The 21,531-nt window shown below is 37.8% G+C and carries 23 protein-coding genes; 21 read left to right on the forward strand and 2 right to left on the reverse strand.

The features are described 5' to 3' along the window. Position 1: 1 nt before the first annotated feature. The 7 genes from VCHSUH04_RS03865 to VCHSUH04_RS03895 all read left to right on the forward strand — a co-directional run bounded on the left by VCHSUH04_RS03865 (position 2) and on the right by VCHSUH04_RS03895 (position 8,094). Positions 2-1,099 (forward strand): NAD-dependent epimerase/dehydratase family protein, encoded by a 1,098-nt coding sequence (locus tag VCHSUH04_RS03865; protein ID WP_105085434.1) that lies wholly within the window; start codon positions 2-4, stop codon positions 1,097-1,099. Continuing rightward, entirely contained in the window at positions 1,100-2,266 is a 1,167-nt protein-coding gene (locus VCHSUH04_RS03870) for a nucleotide sugar dehydrogenase (RefSeq protein ID WP_105085435.1), read from the forward strand. A gap of 34 nt (positions 2,267-2,300) precedes the next feature. After that, complete coding sequence (locus VCHSUH04_RS03875) at positions 2,301-2,747, forward strand: VanZ family protein (RefSeq protein WP_105085436.1); 447 nt, start codon at positions 2,301-2,303, stop codon at positions 2,745-2,747. 266 nt (positions 2,748-3,013) lie between these two features. After that, a complete protein-coding gene (locus VCHSUH04_RS03880) occupies positions 3,014-3,817 on the forward strand; it encodes a CpsB/CapC family capsule biosynthesis tyrosine phosphatase (RefSeq protein WP_105085437.1) in 804 nt (267 codons plus the stop codon). A 243-nt stretch (positions 3,818-4,060) separates the two neighbouring features. Further along, complete coding sequence (gene nrdD, locus VCHSUH04_RS03885; protein WP_105085438.1) at positions 4,061-6,211, forward strand: anaerobic ribonucleoside-triphosphate reductase; 2,151 nt, start codon at positions 4,061-4,063, stop codon at positions 6,209-6,211. A gap of 144 nt (positions 6,212-6,355) precedes the next feature. Further along, entirely contained in the window at positions 6,356-6,853 is a 498-nt protein-coding gene (gene nrdG, locus VCHSUH04_RS03890) for an anaerobic ribonucleoside-triphosphate reductase activating protein (protein WP_105085439.1), read from the forward strand. Between the two features lie 2 nt (positions 6,854-6,855). Continuing rightward, positions 6,856-8,094, forward strand: coding sequence for a chloride channel protein (locus VCHSUH04_RS03895; protein WP_105085440.1), 1,239 nt, complete (start codon positions 6,856-6,858; stop codon positions 8,092-8,094). A 167-nt stretch (positions 8,095-8,261) separates the two neighbouring features. On the opposite strand, the gene VCHSUH04_RS03900 is transcribed toward VCHSUH04_RS03895, so the two are convergent. Next, a complete protein-coding gene (locus VCHSUH04_RS03900) occupies positions 8,262-8,810 on the reverse strand; it encodes a gamma carbonic anhydrase family protein (RefSeq protein WP_060924757.1) in 549 nt (182 codons plus the stop codon). A gap of 17 nt (positions 8,811-8,827) precedes the next feature. Then, a complete protein-coding gene (locus tag VCHSUH04_RS03905; RefSeq protein WP_105085441.1) occupies positions 8,828-9,781 on the reverse strand; it encodes a nitronate monooxygenase in 954 nt (317 codons plus the stop codon). A 532-nt stretch (positions 9,782-10,313) separates the two neighbouring features. On the opposite strand from VCHSUH04_RS03905, the gene VCHSUH04_RS03910 reads away from it, so the two are divergent. The 14 genes from VCHSUH04_RS03910 (at position 10,314) to VCHSUH04_RS03975 (ending at position 21,493) form a co-directional block, all read left to right on the forward strand. Then, positions 10,314-10,448 carry a rubredoxin gene (locus tag VCHSUH04_RS03910; RefSeq protein ID WP_004693422.1) on the forward strand — a complete coding sequence of 45 codons (135 nt, stop codon included), beginning with the start codon at positions 10,314-10,316 and terminating at the stop codon, positions 10,446-10,448. A 101-nt stretch (positions 10,449-10,549) separates the two neighbouring features. Then, complete coding sequence (locus tag VCHSUH04_RS03915) at positions 10,550-11,062, forward strand: DUF177 domain-containing protein (protein WP_105085442.1); 513 nt, start codon at positions 10,550-10,552, stop codon at positions 11,060-11,062. 25 nt (positions 11,063-11,087) lie between these two features. Further along, complete coding sequence (gene rpmF, locus VCHSUH04_RS03920) at positions 11,088-11,264, forward strand: 50S ribosomal protein L32 (protein WP_004693428.1); 177 nt, start codon at positions 11,088-11,090, stop codon at positions 11,262-11,264. Between the two features lie 320 nt (positions 11,265-11,584). Then, positions 11,585-12,145, forward strand: coding sequence for a transcription factor FapR (gene fapR, locus VCHSUH04_RS03925; RefSeq protein WP_105085443.1), 561 nt, complete (start codon positions 11,585-11,587; stop codon positions 12,143-12,145). Between the two features lie 3 nt (positions 12,146-12,148). Then, on the forward strand, positions 12,149-13,177 hold the full coding sequence (plsX, locus tag VCHSUH04_RS03930) for a phosphate acyltransferase PlsX (RefSeq protein ID WP_105085444.1): 1,029 nt from the start codon (positions 12,149-12,151) through the stop codon (positions 13,175-13,177). Continuing rightward, on the forward strand, positions 13,161-14,156 hold the full coding sequence (locus VCHSUH04_RS03935; protein WP_060924752.1) for a beta-ketoacyl-ACP synthase III: 996 nt from the start codon (positions 13,161-13,163) through the stop codon (positions 14,154-14,156). Before plsX ends, VCHSUH04_RS03935 begins: the two co-directional genes overlap by 17 nt. Positions 14,157-14,171: 15 nt before the next feature. Next, entirely contained in the window at positions 14,172-15,116 is a 945-nt protein-coding gene (gene fabK / locus VCHSUH04_RS03940; RefSeq protein WP_105085445.1) for an enoyl-[acyl-carrier-protein] reductase FabK, read from the forward strand. Between the two features lie 10 nt (positions 15,117-15,126). Beyond that, on the forward strand, positions 15,127-16,068 hold the full coding sequence (gene fabD / locus VCHSUH04_RS03945; protein WP_105085446.1) for an ACP S-malonyltransferase: 942 nt from the start codon (positions 15,127-15,129) through the stop codon (positions 16,066-16,068). A 1-nt stretch (position 16,069) separates the two neighbouring features. Next, positions 16,070-16,813: a 3-oxoacyl-[acyl-carrier-protein] reductase gene (fabG, locus tag VCHSUH04_RS03950; protein ID WP_105085447.1), complete on the forward strand. Its 744-nt coding sequence runs from the start codon at positions 16,070-16,072 to the stop codon at positions 16,811-16,813. Between the two features lie 51 nt (positions 16,814-16,864). Then, positions 16,865-17,095 carry an acyl carrier protein gene (locus tag VCHSUH04_RS03955; RefSeq protein ID WP_004693441.1) on the forward strand — a complete coding sequence of 77 codons (231 nt, stop codon included), beginning with the start codon at positions 16,865-16,867 and terminating at the stop codon, positions 17,093-17,095. 77 nt (positions 17,096-17,172) lie between these two features. Next, positions 17,173-18,129: a nitronate monooxygenase family protein gene (locus VCHSUH04_RS03960; RefSeq protein WP_005386972.1), complete on the forward strand. Its 957-nt coding sequence runs from the start codon at positions 17,173-17,175 to the stop codon at positions 18,127-18,129. Positions 18,130-18,165: 36 nt separating this feature from the next. Beyond that, positions 18,166-19,410: a beta-ketoacyl-ACP synthase II gene (gene fabF / locus VCHSUH04_RS03965; protein ID WP_105085448.1), complete on the forward strand. Its 1,245-nt coding sequence runs from the start codon at positions 18,166-18,168 to the stop codon at positions 19,408-19,410. Then, positions 19,410-20,147, forward strand: a complete 738-nt coding sequence (gene rnc, locus VCHSUH04_RS03970; RefSeq protein ID WP_105085449.1) for a ribonuclease III — start codon at positions 19,410-19,412, stop codon at positions 20,145-20,147. Before fabF ends, rnc begins: the two co-directional genes overlap by 1 nt. 203 nt (positions 20,148-20,350) lie before the next feature. Further along, positions 20,351-21,493, forward strand: a complete 1,143-nt coding sequence (locus VCHSUH04_RS03975) for an elongator complex protein 3 (protein WP_105085450.1) — start codon at positions 20,351-20,353, stop codon at positions 21,491-21,493. Positions 21,494-21,531 lie beyond the last annotated feature (38 nt).

The raw sequence follows: 21,531 nt of genomic DNA on the forward strand, positions 1-21,531 counted from the left end.
TATGCTTTCAAAAAATGTAGACTTAAACAATACGGTAATTCTAGTAACGGGAGCCGCTGGATTTGTAGGGGCGAATCTTGTTATGTCCCTGTTATCTGAAGCAGAAGGAACTCAAATTATCGGCATAGATTCTGTTAATGATTACTATGACGTGGCCTTAAAAGATTATCGATTGCAACAAATTGATGAGATGAGCAAAGATAATAAAAATACGTGGATATTTAAAAAAGGGAATATTGCAGATAAGACCTTTATTGAAGAAATTTTCTCTACTTATAAACCACGAGTTGTTGTTAATTTAGCAGCACAGGCTGGTGTGCGTTATTCTATTACGAATCCTGATGCTTATATTGAGTCTAATATTATTGGTTTTTACAATATATTAGAGGCTTGTCGGCACTCTTATGATAACGGTGGAAGTGGAGTAGAGCATTTAGTTTATGCATCATCGTCTTCTGTATATGGAGCGAATAAACAAATTCCATACTCTACAGATCATAAAGTAGATAATCCGGTATCTCTTTATGCGGCTACAAAAAAATCAAATGAATTATTGGCTTATTCTTATGCCAAGTTATATAACATTCCTAGTACAGGACTTCGTTTCTTCACTGTATATGGTCCTGCAGGGCGTCCTGATATGGCATACTTTGGTTTTACTAATACATTGCGTAGTGGCGGTACCATAAAAATCTTTAACTATGGTAATTGTAAACGTGACTTTACCTATATCGATGATATTGTAGAAGGCGTATCTAAGGTTATGTGTGCAGCACCAGAGCGTCGTAACGGAGCTGATGGATTGCCAGTACCACCATATGCTATTTATAACATTGGTAATAGTCATCCTGAAAATCTTCTCGATTTTGTGCGTATTCTTTCAGAGGAATTAGTTTCTGCTGGTGTATTACCAGAAGATTATAATTTTGAAAACCATAAAGAATTAGTGGCAATGCAACCCGGTGATGTACCTGTAACTTATGCAGATACAAGTGCTCTAGAAGAAGATTTTGGATTCAAACCGAATACATCTTTACGCGAAGGGTTACGGAAATTTGCTATATGGTATAAAGAGTTTTATATGACGGAGGGCAAATAAATGAAGATTGCAATTGCTGGGACTGGCTATGTAGGCCTTTCAAATGGTGTTTTATTAGCACAACATAATGAAGTAGTAGCCCTCGATATTATTCCTGAAAAGGTAGAAATGTTAAATCGCAAAGAGTCACCTATTGTAGATGCAGAATTGCAAGAGTATTTGACTACTAAAAAATTAAACTTTAAAGCTACATTAGATCCTGTGGAAGCATTTAAAGGTGCGGATTATGTAATTATTTCTACACCTACCAACTATGATCCACAAAAGAATTTCTTTGATACATCTTCTGTTGAGCAAGTCATTAAAACTGTTTTAGAAATCAATCCTGATGCTGTTATGGTTATCAAGTCAACAGTACCAGTTGGGTATACAGCTCAAATGCGTAAAGAATTCGACACGGAGAACTTGATTTTCTCTCCAGAGTTCTTACGTGAAGGTAAAGCTTTATATGATAATTTACATCCTTCCCGTATTGTGGTAGGTGAAGTCTCTGAACGTGCTCGTTGCTTTGGTCAACTATTAGCTGATGGTGCTATTAAAGAGAATGTACCACAGTTATATACGGATTCTACAGAAGCAGAAGCTATTAAATTATTTGCTAATACTTATTTAGCATTGCGCGTTGCTTACTTTAATGAGTTAGATTCTTATGCCGAAGTTCGTGGTCTTAGTACAAGTCAGATTATTAATGGTGTTTGTTTAGATCCTCGTATAGGAGACTTCTATAATAATCCATCCTTTGGTTATGGCGGTTATTGCTTACCAAAAGATACTAAGCAATTATTAGCCAACTATAATGATGTTCCACAAAATTTGATTTCTGCTATTGTCGATGCTAATAGAACTCGCAAGGATCACATAGCAGATGTTATTATAGGAAAGAACCCAAAAATTGTTGGCATCTATCGCTTGACTATGAAAATGAACTCTGATAACTTTAGAGCATCTGCAATTCAAGGTGTAATGAAACGAATCAAAGCTAAGGGGATTGCCGTAGTTGTGTATGAACCTACTCTTGATGCAGAAGACTTCTTTAATTCCCCTGTAATTCGTAACTTTGAAGACTTTAAACGTGTTAGTGATGTCATAGTAGCTAACCGTTGGGATAAGAGTTTAGAGGATGTGAAGGATAAAGTTTACACTAGAGATATTTTTGATCGCGATTAAGATAGATATGTGCTATGGCGTTTAGGAGAGTACTATGAAACGTTGGATGCTATATATCCTGTTAGGGCTAATAGTATTTTTTATATGGGATAATTCGATGCAGAATGGTGGATCATCAGATGGATTTAGCTTACTTTTTGCAGAAACTTTTGCTCCTATAGCAAATAAGTTAGGCTTTCATGGAAATATATGGACCTTGAATAGGATTGTTCGAAAATTAGCACATCTCACGGAGTTTACAATCCTCGGTGGCGTTTTATATGCAATCTTACGTCGTTATATTAAGTACGGAACTGTATTAAAAACGACTGGTCTAGGGATGGCTATAGCTATTCTTGATGAATTTATACAAAGATTTTCACCAGGTCGAAGCTCTCAGTTCTCCGATGTTGTTATTGATACAATAGGTGTGATTGTTGGTATATTCTTAGTAAAGTTAGCCTATAGGATAGGTCAGGAAAAGAGCATATATAAAAAATAAACTGTTACTAATATGCAACATGACTATAAAATGCCTCATAATCAAAAGGATTATGAGGCGTTTTTAATGAAAATAAAATGAAAATATAAATAAATTATTAAATGAACACATTATAATTTATCTATTTTTATATAAAAACCACTATACAAGCGACTTTTACCCTGTTATAATCATGAATAGAAAATGAAGCTTAAATGAGATAAACATGAACTTTATAAAAGAGGACGATTTCTGTAAGGGGTTATCGTAAGTAGAAGGGAAAGATTATGAATCGCGTGGTTGATTTACATGGTTGCATTTTGCCAGCTGTGTTAGGTCCTCAAGGGCCACAAACAATGGCAGAATCAGTAAAAATGATAAAATCTTTGGCTGAACAAGGAATTACAGATATTTTCAGTACACCTGATGTAATAGTATCTATGGATATGAATACTTGGAATGAAATGGAAACAACATTGAATGATGTAAAACTTGCAGTAGGTGAGCAACAAGTAGATGTTACTATACACAGTGGTGCTCGCGTTTTACTTTGTGATGAAATGGTTGAATATATCGTTGCTCATCGCAATCAGTATTTGTTGGGTAATAGCCATTTTATGTTAGTAGCATTACCTGAAAATAGTAAGGTTCACCATATTAATGCATGGTTGCTAAGCTTACTAGATATGGGCATTGTTCCTATCATTAGTGAAGTAGAAACGCATCGCCAATTATTTACAAAACCAGAACAGTTATTGGAATGGGTAGATAAAGGGATTTTAATTCAATGTAACATGGCATCCTTTAATCATAGTAATGCTAATTATCATAGAGCAATCGAATTGTATCGTAATGGATTAATTCACTTCTTTGGCACTGGTTATTGCAATGAAAATGATGTACAAGCGCATCAAGGGTATGTAGAAGCTATTTCTAAATTAGACAGTACATACAAAAAAGATTTGTTGCCAAATATTCATCTCAATGAACGCGATCTTTTAGCTGATCGCACATTCTATCCTACTGTTCCTTCTAGTTGGGTAGGTCAAAAATCTAACTTCTTGACTCGTCTATTTGGGTTTACATTATAATTTAAATAGGTTCTTTTATTCATGCTATATTAGCATGGCTAAAAGGACCTATTTTTACTTTATATAGTATTTGTTCTTGAAAACAACCACCATATATAGTATACTGAGTTAGCGGTAAAAATAGAGAATTTACTAATAATTCTTTACGTTTTTACATATAAATTTATAAAAGTATGGTATACCATACTTTTTTCTTTGTCATAACATATATTTCAGCGGTAACAAAATGGGGAGGTTGCCAATATGTTGCAGGTCATTAAACGGGATGGTACAAAGGTACCTTTCGACAAGAACAAAATTGCTTTAGCTATAGAAAAAGCTGAGCATAGTAGTACAGGGTTGTACGAAGAGGGGTTGGCACAGCGTATTGCTGATGAAATTGAAGAATATGCTACAAAGCTCCAAAAGGACATGACAATTTATGCTATTGAAGATCAAGTGTATTATAAGTTGATTGAGTATCATAATCCTGCAACGGCACGTGCCTATGAAGGTTACAAAGCTGTTCAAGCTTTTAAACGTCGTCAAAATACTACAGATGATGATGTAATTGGTTTATTAGACCGTAGTAATGTTAGCGTTCTTGACGAAAACTCTAATAAGGATGCTGCGATTGTATCTACACAACGCGATTTAATTGCCGGTGAAGTATCTAAGGATATTGCGCGTCGTAAATTAATTCCTACAGATATTTTAGAGGCCCATGATAGTGGTGCCATTCACTTCCATGATATGGATTACATTATCCAGCCTATGTTTAACTGTTGCTTAATCAATTTGGAAGATATGCTTACAAATGGTACAGTTATCAATGGTAAGAAGATTGATACACCTAAGTCTTTCCAGGTTGCATGTACAGTGACAACACAAATTATTGCTCAAGTTGCATCTGGGCAATATGGCGGTCAAAGTATTAATGGCATTGATCGCATTTTAGCACCATTTGTACGTAAGTCTTACGAAAAGATTCTTAACAATGTTATTGAAGAACAAGTTGAGATTTACGGTATGGAGCCAAATATGGAAAAGGCTCGTGAAATCGCATGGAAACGTACGCGTAAAGAGGTTAAGGATGGTATTCAAACTATCCAGTATCAAATCAATACATTGATGACTACAAATGGTCAGTCTCCATTTGTTACGTTGTTCATGTATTTTAAACCTGATTATGAATATGCTAAGGAAGCTGCTCTTATTACAGAAGAGATTTTGCGTCAACGTATTAAAGGTGTAAAAAACGAAGCTGATGTATATATTACACCGGCATTCCCTAAATTGATTTATGTTCTTGATGAACATAATGTAACGCCTGATAGTCCGTATTATTACTTGACTGAGCTCGCTGCACAATGCACTGCTAAACGCATGTACCCAGATTACATCTCCGCTAAGAAGATGAAGGAAAACTATGAAGGGAATGTATTTAGCCCAATGGGATGCCGCTCTTTCTTATCTCCTTGGAAGGATGAAAACGGAAACTACAAATTTGATGGACGCTTTAATATGGGCGTGGTGAGCTTGAATTTACCACAAATCGGTATTTTGGCTCGCGGTAGTGAAGAAAAATATTTTGAAATTTTAGACAAACGTCTTGAATTAGCAGAAAAAGCATTGTTATTACGCTATAATCTTTTAAAAGATGTAGTGAGCGATGTGTCTCCAATTCACTGGCAACATGGTGCCATTGCACGCCTTAAAAAAGGTGAAAAAATTGGTCGATTCCTCACAGGTGGCTATGCAACAATCTCTCTTGGTTACATTGGTATCTACGAAGCTACTCGCTTGATTACAGGTGAGTCTAATACAGGCGAAAAAGGCCGTGTATTTGCAATGAAGATTATGGATCGTTTAAATGCAGCTATTGATTTATGGCATGATAAACATAATCTTGGCTTTGGCTTATATGGTACTCCTGCTGAAAGCTTAACAAATCGATTCTCTTCATTAGATCGTGCTCGCTTTGGTGTAATTGAAGATATTACTGATAAAGGCTATTACACTAATAGTTATCACGTAAATGTTCGCGAAGAGATTAATGTATTTGATAAATTTGCCTTTGAATCTGAGTTCCAAAAGAAATCTACAGGCGGCTGTATCTCCTATGCGGAAATTCCGAATATGACTAATAATATTCCAGCCGTTTTAACTATGATTCAATATATTTATGACCATATTTCTTATGCTGAATTTAATACCAAGTCTGACTACTGTCACGAATGTGGTTTTGATGGTGAAATTAAGGTCAATGAAAATAATGAGTGGGAATGTCCTCGTTGCCATAACACAAACCGTGATAAATTAACTGTTATTCGTCGTACTTGTGGTTATTTGGGTGAGAACTTCTGGAATGAAGGTCGTACGAAAGAAATCAAAGATCGTGTAATGCATATCTAATAATAGATAGCATCACTGTTTATTATTATAATTCTATACATGGTAAAAGCTGTGCCCAGGGCACAGCTTTTACTATACATGTGAAAAATTGAAATATATCTATATAGTGTTGATCATTTGATATGCACTACTATGGAGGTAATTATGAGATATGGGCAAATAAGACAATATGATATTGCCAATGGAGAAGGAATTCGTACATCTATCTTTGTGACTGGATGTACGCATTGTTGTTATAACTGCTTTAACGAAGAATACCAAGATTTTAATGCCGGTAAAGAATGGACTCAAGCTGAAACTGATTTAGTTGTTTCCTATGTGAAAAATCCTACATGCTCAGGTTTAACTTTATTGGGTGGAGAGCCTTTCCAAAATATACAAGGTTTATTACCTGTAGTAAGAGCTGTACGAGGGGCTGCACCGGAAAAGAAAATTTGGGCCTATTCAGGATATGAAATAGATAATATTTTAGGGGATGAGTTGAGAAGTGCTTTATTACACGAAATTGATATCCTTGTAGATGGACGATTTGTAGATGAACTTAAAGATCCAGCATTACGATTTAGAGGTTCATCTAATCAACGTATTATAGATGTTAAGAAAACATTAGAAACTGGTGAAGTTGTGTTAGCAATGGAGTAAGTATGGCATTTGATAAACGTTTAATAGGTCTCATAATTGTTGTTGGATTTATAGCGGGATTAGTAGGGGCTTCTTATACACATTTAATGCATAGTATTCAGCATTTTGTATATAATTATTCTTCTGCAGATCATATGAGCTTTGGTGCTGCTGTAGCGCGAGTATCTCCAGTAGAACGATTGATACCACTTATTATTTGTGGTCTCATAGGTGGTGTGGGCTGGTTTCTTATTCACCGATATGGTAAAGGTGTTGTAGATATTAAAACTGCGGTTTCCGGTAAGATGGATATGAATCCCATCACTACTGTTTTTCATGCAACCTTACAAATTATTACGGTAGCTATAGGTTCACCTTTAGGGCGAGAAGTAGCCCCTCGTGAAGCAAGTGCGGGGATTACAACTTTTTTAGTTAAGCACTTTGACATAAAACAAGAAGATCGCCAATTATTGATTGCTTGTGCTGCAGGCGCGGGCTTAGCAGCAGTTTATAATTCACCATTATCGGCGGCAATCTTTACGTTAGAAACCTTGCTCCTTACTTGGAATATACGCGCCATGAGTGCTGCACTTATATGCTGTGGATTAGCAACTTTTGTAACTCGACAAGCTGGTGTAGGGGATGTCATTCAATATACAATGGCTCAACCTAGCTTGGGCAGTCATTATGTAGAATTCTCTATCGCCTTGGGCGCTATTGTTGCTTTAGGTGTAGTTTTATTTAATATTACTCAAGGTAAGTTACCTTCTATTCATCGTAGCAGTCCTATTATGATCCCAATATCTATCGTTGCGTTTACAATTATTGGTGCGTTAGCTATGTATTTCCCTGAAATTCTAGGGAATGGTAAGGCAGGGAACGAATTAACATTTGCTAATGATATTACCTGGACCTATGCATTAGGATTATTTGGTTCTAAGTGGGTAGCGGTATTACTCGCATTAGCAGCTGGAGCTTATGGTGGGCGTATTACTCCATCTATGATGTTGGGAAGTACGTTAGCTATAGTATTTGGTACTTTTTGGTCTATTGCAGTAGCTCCTATATCATTAGGGATGGCTGCCTTTATCGGTGCTGTAGCATTTTTAGGACTAGCACAGAAAATGCCTATGACATCTTGCGTATTTATGCTTGAGTTGACTAGATTTTCCGTAGAGATGTTCTTCCCTATAGCGTTGACCATGGGTACAGCACTTCTGGTGGAACAAATTGTTCAGGCCAAATTAAAAACGAGTAAATAGTTTTCGAACTAGAGTGTTTATCAATGTATCGTTTTAGATATTCTACTAACTTATAAGGCTATATTTAGTTATATTGAAAGCTAAGTCTAGTTCGCAATAAAAATAAAAGCGGATAGTTGTTTATCAACTATCCGCTTTTGCTATTTGTGTAACTTTTTTATATGCATTTATACGATTTTAGCGTTTTTATCGTATTCTTCGCCACCTGCATCAGGAAGCATACCGTACTCAATTGTCCACAAGTGTTTATATTTTAAAGCTTGATTGTGAATGCGTTCGATTTGTGTTTCGTCTGTGCGAACAACACGGGCTGGAATACCAACTACTAAGGAGTTTGGAGGGATTACAGTATTTTCTTTTACTACTGCACCAGCCGCGATAATGGAGCCAGATCCAACATGACAACCGCTCAACACAATAGCTCCCATACCAACTAAAACATTATCTTCGATTGTGCTTGCATGAACAATTGCACCGTGGCCGATTGTTACATAATCGCCTAAGATACATGCTTTATCGTCGTCTACATGCAAAACAGAGTTATCTTGTACATTAGAATAACGACCTACTACAATTTTGTTTACGTCGCCACGAAGTGCACAGTTTTGCCAAATAGATGCATATTCTTTAAGCTCTACATCACCAGCAAGTTCAGCACCGGGCATGACGCAACTTTTAGGATCTAATTTTGGATATTTTCCATGAAATGGTAACATATAGTACTCCTGATTCATTAAACAATTTCAAGAAGGCGTTGAGCCTTACGAATAGACATAATTGCTTCGTTCATTACAGTTTGAACAATTGTATGAGCTGGTTCGATAGCGACAAGACGATTCAAGGCTTGTCCAACTTGTACCGCACCATTTACAACATCGCCATCAATTGCGGCGCGTTTATTAGTGCCTTGAGACATTTTTGTACGCTCTTCAGGTGTAGTAACACCATCAGTTTCTGCTGCTAAATAGCGAGTAGTAAATTCATTTTTTAAGCTGCGAACACCGCCGTGGCCAGAGAGAAGACCAGTTACAACAGAATCAGTATCGCTTGCTTTGATAATTGCTTCTTTCATATTTTGATGTGCTTGACATTCTTCCGCTAGCAAGAAGCGAGAGCCCATTTGTACCCCTTCGGCACCCATTAATAATGCAGCTGCAAGACCGCGACCATCTACAATAGAACCAGCTACTACTACAGGAATAGAGATTTCTGGCAAAATATTCTCCATTAAGGACATTGTTGTTTGGCTACCAATATGACCACCAGCTTCCATACCTTCTACAATCATCGCATCAGCACCTGCTTCTTCGATACGTTTAGCCAATTTAAGGGAAGGTACTACAGGGATAACCTTAATACCAGCCTCTTGGAGCGGTTTGATATATGGTACAGGATTACCAGCACCGAGTGTTACAAATGCAGGTTTTTCTTCGATAATAACATTTACTAACTCATCTTTATTAGGTGCCATTAACATAAGGTTAACACCGAAAGGTTTATCTGTTAATTCTTTACATGCACGAATTTCATTACGAGTCCATTCAGCATCGCGGCCACCAAGGGCGATAACACCTGTTGCACCTGCATTAGCAACGGCAGCAACTAATTTGTGTTCAGATACCCAAGCCATAGCACCTTGGATAATAGGGTATTCAATTTGTAAAAGTTCCGTTAAAGCTGTTCTCATAAATCCTCCTATGATAACAAAATAAATGATGATTTCTCTAATCAATAGTTCATAGTAAGATAGTAAAATTCTTATTATACGTATATCGCATAGAGAAGTAAGTGTTCATAAGTACATACTTATATAATAAGTTATTAGTTTATTTGTTTTGAAATATAATGTAACTATATTCTCTTATATATAATAGTATAATATATAAATTATGTACACCTTAGGTAGTTGATTTATTTAATACTCTAACAATAATTGGTATAATAATAACTGTTTTTAGTATTGAAACAGCGTAGTGATGAAGTAGTGTGTTACTTTATATTTAAGTCTAAATTCATCTAATTGATAATGCATTTCAAATTTTCATATAGCACAAATCCGCATATTATATATGCTTTATAAATATTATAAAAAATGAGAAATTAAGAAAATGAGTATTGAAAAGTTTCGATATCTTTGATATACTACATTACAGATAGAGTATCTGAATTATAAAAGATAAACATTAAACAATAATTTTCAAGTGAAGGAGGAAATACTCATGGAAAAATACGTATGCGTAGTATGTGGTTGGGTTTATGACGAAGCTGTTGAAGGCGTAAAATTCGAAGATCAACCAGCTGATTATGTTTGCCCAATTTGCGGTGTTGGTAAAGACCAATTCGAAAAAATGTAATTGACTTACCAAAAAGACTATCTTGAGTCCGCTTAAGATAGTCTTTTTTATTTGACAAAGCACTATGTCATGTTTATAATATTATGAGTCGAGGTAAGATTATGAAACTGCAAGTAGAGCAAGCAAAAGAACATATAGGAAAGAAATTTCCTTATAGCTATACGATACCAACCTCTGAGCTTGGTGACGTAACTGCTTTTCCTTGGAGCCGTCATGATATAACCATTAATGGTGAGTTTTGGTTTGATGGTCAAAATTACATCGTTCAAGGTTCGATAGAGTCTAAAGGTGATTACGAGTGTTCACGTTGTTTAACTACAACAGAGCATGATCGTAAGGATTCCTTTGAGGAAATCTTTAGTGATTCTAGAGACGTTGCTGAAGATGTGATTCCTTTCGATGGAGAGGAAATTGACTTAACCGAACTAATTAGGGATACATTAATCATCAATGAGCCCTCTCAAGTGTTATGTCAGGATGATTGCAAAGGATTGTGCGTTCATTGCGGAGCAAATTTAAATGTTTCACCTTGTTCTTGTGAATCCTTTGTGGTGGATCCTCGATTTGCAGAGTTACGTGCTTTGCTTGATGAGAAAGATGATAGATTGTCCTAATGATTGTACTAAGGAGGTGCAGATAATGGCAGTACCTAAGCGTAGATTGTCTAAATGCCGTCGCGATCGCCGTCGTGCTAATTGGAAATTAGAAGCTCCTGGTTATGTAGCATGCCCACAATGCCACGAACCTAAGATGCCTCATCGTGTTTGCCCTACATGTGGTCACTATAAAGGTGAGCAAGTAGTAGCTAATGCTTAATATGTGAGCGGAAAAAAGACGCCTACTGTAGTAGTAGGCGTCTTTTTTGTATGCTTTTGTATACTTTTAGTAATATATATAACTTAATATACTTCATATGCATTAGTCAGTGCCGCTATTTTATAGTAATATAAAGCTGTAGAATAGTGGCATTTTTTTATACTTTTATAAACAAAATGATACTTAAACATAAAATAATATCTATATTTAGTATATATGAGTAAAATCTGTTACTATATATATGAAAAGCCTTGCCAATAGGGGAATTATTGTATATACTTAGGATGTAATATTAATACTAGGTCATAAAAGGTGGTCCCATGAGTCGGTTAAAGAAGCAAGAGCGCCAAAAGCAGTTACAAGAAAAACTGAATATTACGCCATTTCTTACTGATGAAGAATTGGCTACACACTTTAATGTAAGTGTGCCAACGATTCGTCTAGATCGTCTAGAGTTGGGCATTCCTGAATTGCGTGAACGCATACGCGTCATGGCTACAGGTCAATCACAAGAAGCGGTAGAACATGTACCGTACGAAGTGGTTGGTGAACTGATCGATGTTACGGAAGGACAACAAGCATTATCAATGCTACGTACTACTTCTGATATGGAAGATCGATTTGGACATGTAGAGCCACAGTATTTATATGCTCAAGCAAATTCCCTCGCAAAGGTAGTCATGGGGACTACTGTTTGTTCTGCGGAGGTTGGAAATATAAAATATAAAAACCCAGTTGGAGCTGGTACTAATCTGGTGGCAAAAGCAGAAATTGTGCGTCGCCGTGGTAATAAGTTCTTTATTTGGGTCATTATAAGAGATAAAATAAAAGAAGTATTTCGCGCAAAATTTATTATGGAATCCGTAGAGAATAGGGTGTAGATTATGAAAATTGCAATAGACGCCATGGGTGGCGACTTTGCTCCATTGGAGACTGTACTAGGATCCATTGAAGCCGTACGAGCAAATGAACACATTGAAGTGGTGCTCGTCGGCGATGAGCAGCAAATTTTTAATATATTAGAAGCTAGGAATGAAGCTAAGAATCCACGCATTTCTGTACACCATGCCAGTCAAGTTATCGGTATGGATGAGCATCCAGGACAAGCATTGCGTAAGAAAAAGGACGCATCCATTGTGGTAGCAACATCTTTAGTTCGTGATAATGCTTGCGATGCCGTGATTGCTCCTGGTAGTACAGGTGCAGCTGTAGCAGCTGCATTGTTTGGTCTCGGTCGTATTAAGGGGGTTGATCGCCCGGTTATTGCAACTCCGATGCCAACAGTTAGTGGTATTACTGTTATGCTAGATTCAGGTGCAAATTCAAACTGTAAACCAAAACATCTTGTACAAGGTGCATTGATGGGTTCTGAATATGCAAAACTTTTATTAGGTAAAGAAGAACCTACAGTAGGGTTATTAAATATTGGCGAAGAAGCCACTAAGGGGAACGATGTCGTTCTAGCTACATATCCAATTTTGGAACGTATGAAAACTATTAATTTCAATGGTAATATTGAAGGCCGTGATATTCCAAAAGGGGTCGTAGATGTTGTTGTTTGCGATGGTTTTGTGGGTAATGTGGTACTTAAATTCGCAGAAGGCTTGGTAACAGGTCTTACACAATTAGTAAAGGATAGCATTATGGCCGGTAGTATTTTTGCCAAAATTGGTGCTATGCTTGTAAAGCCAGCTTTAAAAAAAATGGCAAAACGCTTAGATCACACAGAAAATGGTGGTGCTCCACTCTTAGGGGTTAACGGGGTGTTTATGATTGCTCATGGTAGCTCCAAAGCTAAAGAGATTAAAACTGCTATTGAAATTGCTAGTGATTTAGTGGAACGTAAAATTATTCAACATATAAGAGAAACAATGGATATTGAAGGAGCCTTGAAGTATGACTATGATGAGTAAACCGGTTGGAATCATTGGTACTGGGAGCTTCCTTCCTGACAATGTTGTAACAAACTTTGATCTAGAAAAAATGGTTGATACCAATGACCAATGGATTAGAGAACGTACTGGTATTGAGGAACGACGCATTGCACCGGAAGGTATGAATACATCCTATATGGCGACTGAGGCAGCAAAAAAAGCTATGCAAATGGCTAAGGTTAGTGCCGAAGATATAGACGTGATTATTTTTGCTACCTTAACACCGGATATGATTATTCCTTCAGCCGCTTGTGTATTACAAGCGAATTTAGGCGCTAAGAATGCAGCGGCCTATGATTTACAAGCTGCATGCTCTGGCTTTGTATATGGATTGATTACTGCAGCTAGCTATATTAGCTCCGGTTTATACAAAAAGGTGCTCGTTGTGGGCGCTGAAATTCTCTCCCGTCGAGTAAATTGGAACGATCGTAGTACAAGTATCCTCTTTGGTGATGGCGCTGGTGCCGCAGTAGTATCTGAAGTCCCTGAAGGTTATGGCATTAAAGGTGTTGATATGGGTGCCGACGGTACTGGTGGTCCATCTCTTTGTATTCCTGCAGGTGGTACAGCCGTAGTTGCCAATGACCAACGCATTGAAGAAGGTTTAACATTCATTCATATGGATGGTTCTGAAGTATATAAATTTGCTGTTAAAACGATGGGGCGTACTGTTTTAAAATCTTTAGAACGAGCTGGAATGGAACTTAATGAGTTGGATTTCTTTATTCCACATCAAGCAAATATTCGTATTATTGATTCGGCTGCAAAACGCTTACATATGCCGATGGAAAAAGTATTTGTTAATTTACATAAGTATGGTAATACATCTGCCGCGTCTGTAGCGATAGCTTTGGACGAAGCTAATCGTGAAGGGCGCTTCAAACGCGGCGATAATGTTGCGTTTGCAGGATTTGGTGCAGGCCTTACATGGGCTAGCCTTGTCTTGAAATGGTATTAAGGAGGACACATCAAGATGATTAAGACTGACATTTGTGATTTATTGCAGATTGAGTACCCAATCTTACAAGGTGGTATGGCTTGGCTCGGTACTGCAGAATTAGCGGCAGCTGTTTCCGAAGCGGGTGGCCTTGGTATCATTGGGGCTGGTCATATGCCTCCTGATATTTTCCGTAATGAAATTCACAAATTAAAAGAGCGCACAAACAAACCATTTGGTTGTAATATTATGCTCATGTCTCCATTTGTTAAAGAAGTTATGGAAGTAGTTGTGGAAGAACGCGTTCCTGTAATTACAACAGGTGCTGGTAATCCTGGCGTGTATATTCCAGCTTTAAAAGAAATCGGTACTAAAGTAATTCCTGTAGTTGCTTCCGTATTACTTGCAAAACGCTTGTTGCGCGGTGGTATTGATGCAATTATCGCAGAAGGTACAGAATCTGGTGGTCACGTAGGCGATATTACTACTATGGCATTGATTCCACAAGTAGTAGATGCTGTAGATGTTCCAGTTATCGCAGCTGGTGGTATTGCTGATGGCCGTGGTATGGCTGCAGCCTTTGCATTAGGCGCTCAAGCAGTACAAATGGGTACGCGATTCGTATTATCCGAAGAATGTATTGCTCATGAAAACTATAAAAATGCAGTATTGAAAGCAAAAGATCGTGCCACTGTTATGACTGGTTTAACAACAGGTCACCCTGTACGTATCATTGATAATGCATTAGCTCATAAATATAAATCCCTTGAATTTAGCGGTGGTTCCAAAGAAGATTTAGAAAACTTAGGTGCAGGCACACTTCGTAAAGCTGCTATTGAAGGTGATGTAAAAGAAGGCTCTGTAATGATTGGTCAAATCTCTGGCATGTTAACAGATGTTAAACCATGTGCAACTATTATCAAAGATATCATGGCTGAAACTGAAACTGTAATTAAAAAACTTCAAGGTCTTGTTAAATAAGGAGGCCCTTATGAAAACAGCATTTGTTTTTCCTGGTCAAGGTTCCCAAAAAGTAGGCATGTTACAAGATTTGTACAATGCATATCCTATTGTGAAACAACGTTTTGAAGAAGCTGACGAAGCGCTTGGTTATTCTATTTCCAAATTGTGCTTTGAAGGCCCTGATACTGAACTTGTTAAAACTGCTAATACACAACCGGCTATCTTAACTGCATCTGTAGCTTGCTATGAAGTTCTTAAAGAACAAGGCTTTACACCTGATATCGTAGGTGGTCATAGTCTTGGTGAATACAGTGCTCTTGTAGCGGCAGGTGTATTGAATTTTAAAGATGCTGTGTATGTTGTTCATAAACGCGGTGAATATATGCAAGAAGCTGTGCCATTGGGCAAAGGTGCTATGGCAGCAATTCTAGCTTTACCTCGTGAACAAGTTGTAGAAATTTGTAAAGAGGTTAACGATTCTGTTGGTTCTGTGCAAGCAGTTAACTTCAACTGCCCAGGTCAAATTGTTATTGCTGGTGAAACAGCAGCGGTAGAAACTGCAGCAGAAAAGATGAAAGAAGCCGGTGCAAAACGTGCTGTTATGCTTCCTGTAAGTGCTCCATTCCACAGCCGTTTGATGGAACCTGCAGCTCTTCGTTTAAAAGAAGAGTTGGATAAAATCGAAGTGAGCGATGCTCAAATTCCTGTAGTGGCAAATGTGACAGGTAAAATTTTGACCAATGCAAACGATATTAAAGAGTCCTTAGTTACACAAGCTGCAAATCCTGTATTGTGGGAAGACTGCGTAGCTGAAATGGTTAACTTTGGTGTAACTCGATTCGTTGAAGTAGGTCCTGGTAAAGTACTTACTGGCTTTACTAAAAAGATCAATAAAGATATGGAATTAGCCAATGTTGAAGACATTGCATCCTTAGAGAAAACGCTTGAATTTTTGAAAGGGGTTCGATAAAATGCATTTAGAGGGTAAAGTAGCCATTGTAACTGGCGCATCCCGTGGCATTGGTCGCGCTGTAGCTATCAATTTAGCACAATCTGGTGCTGATGTGGTAGTTAACTATAGCGGTAGCGAAGGTGCAGCTCAAGAAACTGTTGAAGCTGTACAAGCTTTAGGCCGTAAAGCCATTAAAATTAAAGCCAATGTAGCTAATGCTGATGAAGTTGCAGCTATGGTGGAAGAAGCTCATAAAGAGTTTGGTCACATTGATATTCTCGTAAATAATGCGGGTATTACGCGTGATGGTTTATTGATGCGTATGAAAGACGAAGATTTTGATGCTGTTATAGATATCAACCTTAAAGGTGTATATTTAGTAACTAAAGCAGTATCTAAAATCATGATGAAACAACGTTCTGGTCATATTATCAATATGACATCTGTTGTAGGCGTTATGGGTAATGCAGGTCAAACTAACTATGCAGCATCTAAAGCTGGTGTAATTGGTTTTACTAAATCCTGTGCTAAAGAATTAGCAAGTCGTGGCATTACTGTTAATGCTATTGCACCAGGATTTATCAATACTGATATGACTGATGTATTACCAGAAAAAGTTAAAGAAGCTATGGTTGCAGAAATTCCATTGGGCCGTATGGCTAATGCTGAAGAAGTAGCGACAGTAGCAACATTCCTTGCTAGCGATTTTGCTAACTATATTACAGGCCAAGTCATCAATGTAGATGGCGGTATGGTGATGTAGTTTCAAAATTAGACTATATATAAATACACTTTGAAAGGAGGTGAACCACCAATGAACACTTTCGATAAAGTAAAAGCAATCGTTGTGGAACAATTAGGCGTTGATGAAGCTGAAGTTACCATTGATTCTACATTCATCGACGACTTAGGCGCTGACTCCTTAGATATCGTTGAATTGATCATGGCATTCGAAGAAGAATTCAATGTTGAAATCCCTGACGATGTTGCAGAAAAAATCAAAACCGTTAAGGATACAGTAGAATATATTGATTCTGCTAAATAAGCTGTAAAGCTGACAATTCAGCCGTACGGGAGGCCGAGTGGCCTCCCAACCGGTTTTATTTACAGGAGGATTTGATAGTGAAGCTCCCTGAACTTCGCATTGGGAATCTAGTGGCCAAAGTACCTATTATTCAAGGTGGTATGGCGATTAGATTGTCTACAGCTCGCTTGGCGGCAGCCGTTGCAAATGAAGGTGGTATCGGCCTTATTGCAGCATCCGGTTTGCCGTTTGATGAATTACGATACGAAATACAATTAGCTAGAAAATTATCACCTACGGGTATTATTGGTATAAATGCGATGGTAGCCGCAACACAATTTGCGGGCTTAGTTAAAACTGCCATCGAAGAGGGCATTGATCTTGTAGTAGCAGGTGCTGGTTTTTCAAGAGATATGTTCGCAATGGGCAAAGAGTCTGGTACGCCAATCGTACCAATTGTTTCGTCCGCAAAATTAGCTCGCATTTCTGAAGGTTTAGGTGCAGCAGCAGTAATCGTAGAAGGCTGCGAAGCTGGTGGCCACTTGGGGACGGATCGTTCCGCTCGAGAAATCGTTCCAGAGGTTGTAGCTGCTGTTAAAAACATTCCAGTTATTGGTGCTGGTGGTGTTCTTGATGGTCGTGACATCGTAGAAATGTTGAAATTAGGTGCTAGTGGCGTTCAAATGGGTAGCCGTTTTGCTGCTTCTGATGAATGTAATGCATCTGACGAATTGAAAAAAATGTATGTACGGGCTACTAATCCTGAGGATATTGTATTAATTCAAAGTCCTGTAGGTTTGCCTGGACAAGCAATTAAAAATAAATTTGCTGAATCTGTATTAGACGGTACTGTAGCACCTCCAACGGTGTGTGATAACTGTTTGAAACATTGTTCCCATAAATTCTGTATCATCCGTGCTCTTTCTCGTGCACAACAAGGTGATGTGGAAACAGGTTTGGTGTTCTCTGGCAATAATATGAGAAAAGTCGACAAGATTATGCCAGTTAAAGATATCTTTGCTCAACTAAAACAGCAAGTAGCAGAGATTGATTAATTTAAAAGGGCTGTATAGCTATAAGAGGTGGAATAATTGGAAAAACGTGTAGTAATTACTGGCTTAGGGGCAGTGACTCCTGTAGGTATCGGTAAAGAGAACTTTTACAATGCGTTATTGGCAGGTCAATCTGGTATTGGGCCAATTACACGCTTTGATGCATCTGACTATGCAACGCGTATTGCTGGTGAAGTAAAAGATTTTGATGTTACAAACTATGGCGTAGACAAGAAAGAAGCTCGTCGTATGGACCGTTCTGTAGAATTGGCTATCGGTGCTGCTGTTCTTGCTTGTGAAGATGCTGATCTTGATTTAGATAAACAAGATTTAGATCGTTGTGGTACTGTAGTTGGTACTGGTATTGGCGGTATCGACTCCATCCATGAAGTATATGAAACATTATTCGAAAAAGGTCCTGGCCGTGTAAGTCCATTTGCAGTTCCTATGATGATTGCCAATATGACATCTGCACGTGTATCCATCCGTCTTGGCCTTAAAGGTCCTGTTATTACAGACGTAACAGCTTGTACTTCTGGTACAAATGCTATTGGCGATGCTTTCCGTATTATCCAACGTGGTGATGCTGATATTATGTTTGCCGGTGGTACTGAAGCGGCTGTATCTCCTGCAGCTGTAGCTGGTTTCGCAGCTATGAAAGCTATGTCTACACGCAATGACGAACCAACAAAAGCATCTCGTCCATTTGACCGCGATCGCGATGGTTTCGTAATGGGTGAAGGTTCTGGTATCGTTGTTCTTGAAGAATTAGAACACGCAAAAGCTCGTGGTGCTCATATCTACGCTGAAGTTGTAGGTTATGGTACTAATGGCGATGCTTACCACATTACTGCACCAGCTCCAGGTGGTGTACAAGCTCGTAAATGTATGGAATTAGCAATTAAAGATGCAGGTATCGATCCTAAAGACGTTAACTACATCAATGCTCATGGTACATCTACTGGCCTTAATGACAAAAATGAAACATTGGCTATTAAAGAATTATTCGGCGATCATGCTAAAGACATCGCTGTTAACTCTACAAAATCCATGACAGGTCACTTGTTAGGTGCTGCTGGTGCTATCGAAACTATCGTTATGGCGATGGCTATCGAAACTGGTAAAGTTCATCCTACAATCAATTGTGACAATCCTGATGAAGGTTTGGATCTTGACTATGTTCGCGAAGGTGCACGTGACCTTCAAGTTAAATGTGCTCTTTCCAACTCTTTCGGTTTTGGTGGTCATAACGGTACACTTTGTGTACGCCGTTATGAAGACTAATGGTAGCTGTTGAAGCGCATAAGAGTAAGATGACACAAGCTCGTGAAGAATCTCTTCATGGGCTTGTTGCTCGTTTAGACATACCTGTGTCAGATATATCCATTTTAGATTGTGCTTTTACACATACATCTTATGCGAATGAACATAAATCAAAGCATATTAATCACAATCAGCGATTAGAGTTTTTAGGCGATGCTGTTTTAGATCTTATTATTGGGGAATACCTATTTAAGACATATCCAGACATGGCCGAAGGTAATTTGACGAAAATCAAGGCCGCTACAGTATGTGAGGATTCTTTAGCATCTGTAAGTCGTTCTTTACAATTGGGGCAATATTTATTGCTCGGTCATGGTGAACGTGCTTCTGGTGGTAATAATCGTAATTCTATTTTAGCGGATACCTTTGAGTCTCTCATTGGTGCTATCTATATTTCTACAGATTACCAAACGGCGATGGACTTCGTTTTAAAACATCTCATTACTTATATCAAGCAAGCTTTAGAAGGTAAACGGGGCAAGGATTATAAAACCTTGTTACAAGAATATGTGCAACGGGATGGTGATAAACATATCGTCTATCGTTTGCTCAGTGAAAGTGGTCCCGACCATGCTAAGACCTTCCATATGGTGGTTGAAATAAATGGTGTTACCTACGAGGCAGGCTCTGGTAAAAGTAAAAAAATTGCAGAACAACATGCGGCTCAATTAACGTTAGAAAAGTTAATGGCCAAATAGAAAAGCGCCTAATGGCGCTTTTTTCTGTATAATAGTATATAGAATTGTAAATATATTTATCTTATGATTGTTTGATCGTTGTATTGAAAGCCTTATATCTTAATATATTAATTACATATCATAAGGAATAAATACATGGATATTAATATATTAATATAAAAGGTTTTGGCTGAGTTTATTTTATATAAGAAAGGAAGGTGACTATGAAACCATTTGGTATGATACCTTTTTTTATACCTCATGTAGGGTGTCCTTATGTATGTACCTTTTGTAACCAGTCTCGTATTACAGGCCAATCTGGTATTAGTCACCTAACACCGGATTATATTAAAGCAACGATTACAGAGTATGTGGGAAGTAAACGAAATGATAAGTTTTGGGAAGTCGCCTTTTATGGTGGATCATTTACAGCTATCCATAAAGAGTTACAACATCAATTATTAGCTCCTGCTTCTGAGATGCTTAAGCGCGGCATAATTGATGGTATACGTTGTTCAACGCGGCCTGATGCTGTAGGTGATGAAGCAATTACCTTGTTACAGTCTTACGGGGTAAAAACAGTAGAACTTGGTGTGCAGTCCATGAATGACGATATTTTAGTAGATGCTAAGCGCGGTCATACCGCACAAGAGGTAGTAGAGGCTGTTACGCGATTAAAGCAACATGGGATGACTGTAGGTGTTCAGCTTTTACCAGGACTAAAAGGTGAAACTTGGCATACAATTCTAGAAACAGCTATTGCTGTAGTTAAACTAAAACCAGATTTTATACGAATCTACCCTGTTCTTGTTATAGAGAATACAGAGTTAGCTGATCAATATAGAGCTGGTGAATATAAGCCATTAAGTACTGAGCAAGCTATTAAATATTGTGCATTCTTAAAGGAATGGTTTGAACAGCATAATATTGAAGTTATACGTACAGGATTACAAAGCACGGAAGAGCTCGATTCAGGCAATAGTTTGGTAGCAGGTCCCTATGAACCTGCTATGGGTGAGCTCGTTGTAAATGAACAATATAAACAACGTATTGAAAGATGTATTGATGAACATCTTTCTTCAGAAAATTTATTAGGAAAGCAAAATAGTTACAATTTTTCTCATTTTGATTATTACCATACTCATAAGGTAGGATGTAGATTTTATTCGGATAGTGGTGATATTTTGATGAAACATAGAATTGTAATTTCTTATCCCAGAAGCAGTACATCAAAGGTGCGAGGCCTTAAAAATCGAAATATTTTATACTTCCAAGAAAAATATCCTCAATTTAGCATAGATTGGTGTGAAGATAGTACGAGAAATACTGTTCGTTGCTGTATTGATGGCCTACAATATGTGTTATAATAAAAGATATGATTATTCGGGGTTGTTAGTAGAAAGGA

This window comes from Veillonella sp. T14073-2 (assembly GCF_002959875.1).
Lineage (GTDB): Bacteria > Bacillota > Negativicutes > Veillonellales > Veillonellaceae > Veillonella > Veillonella infantium.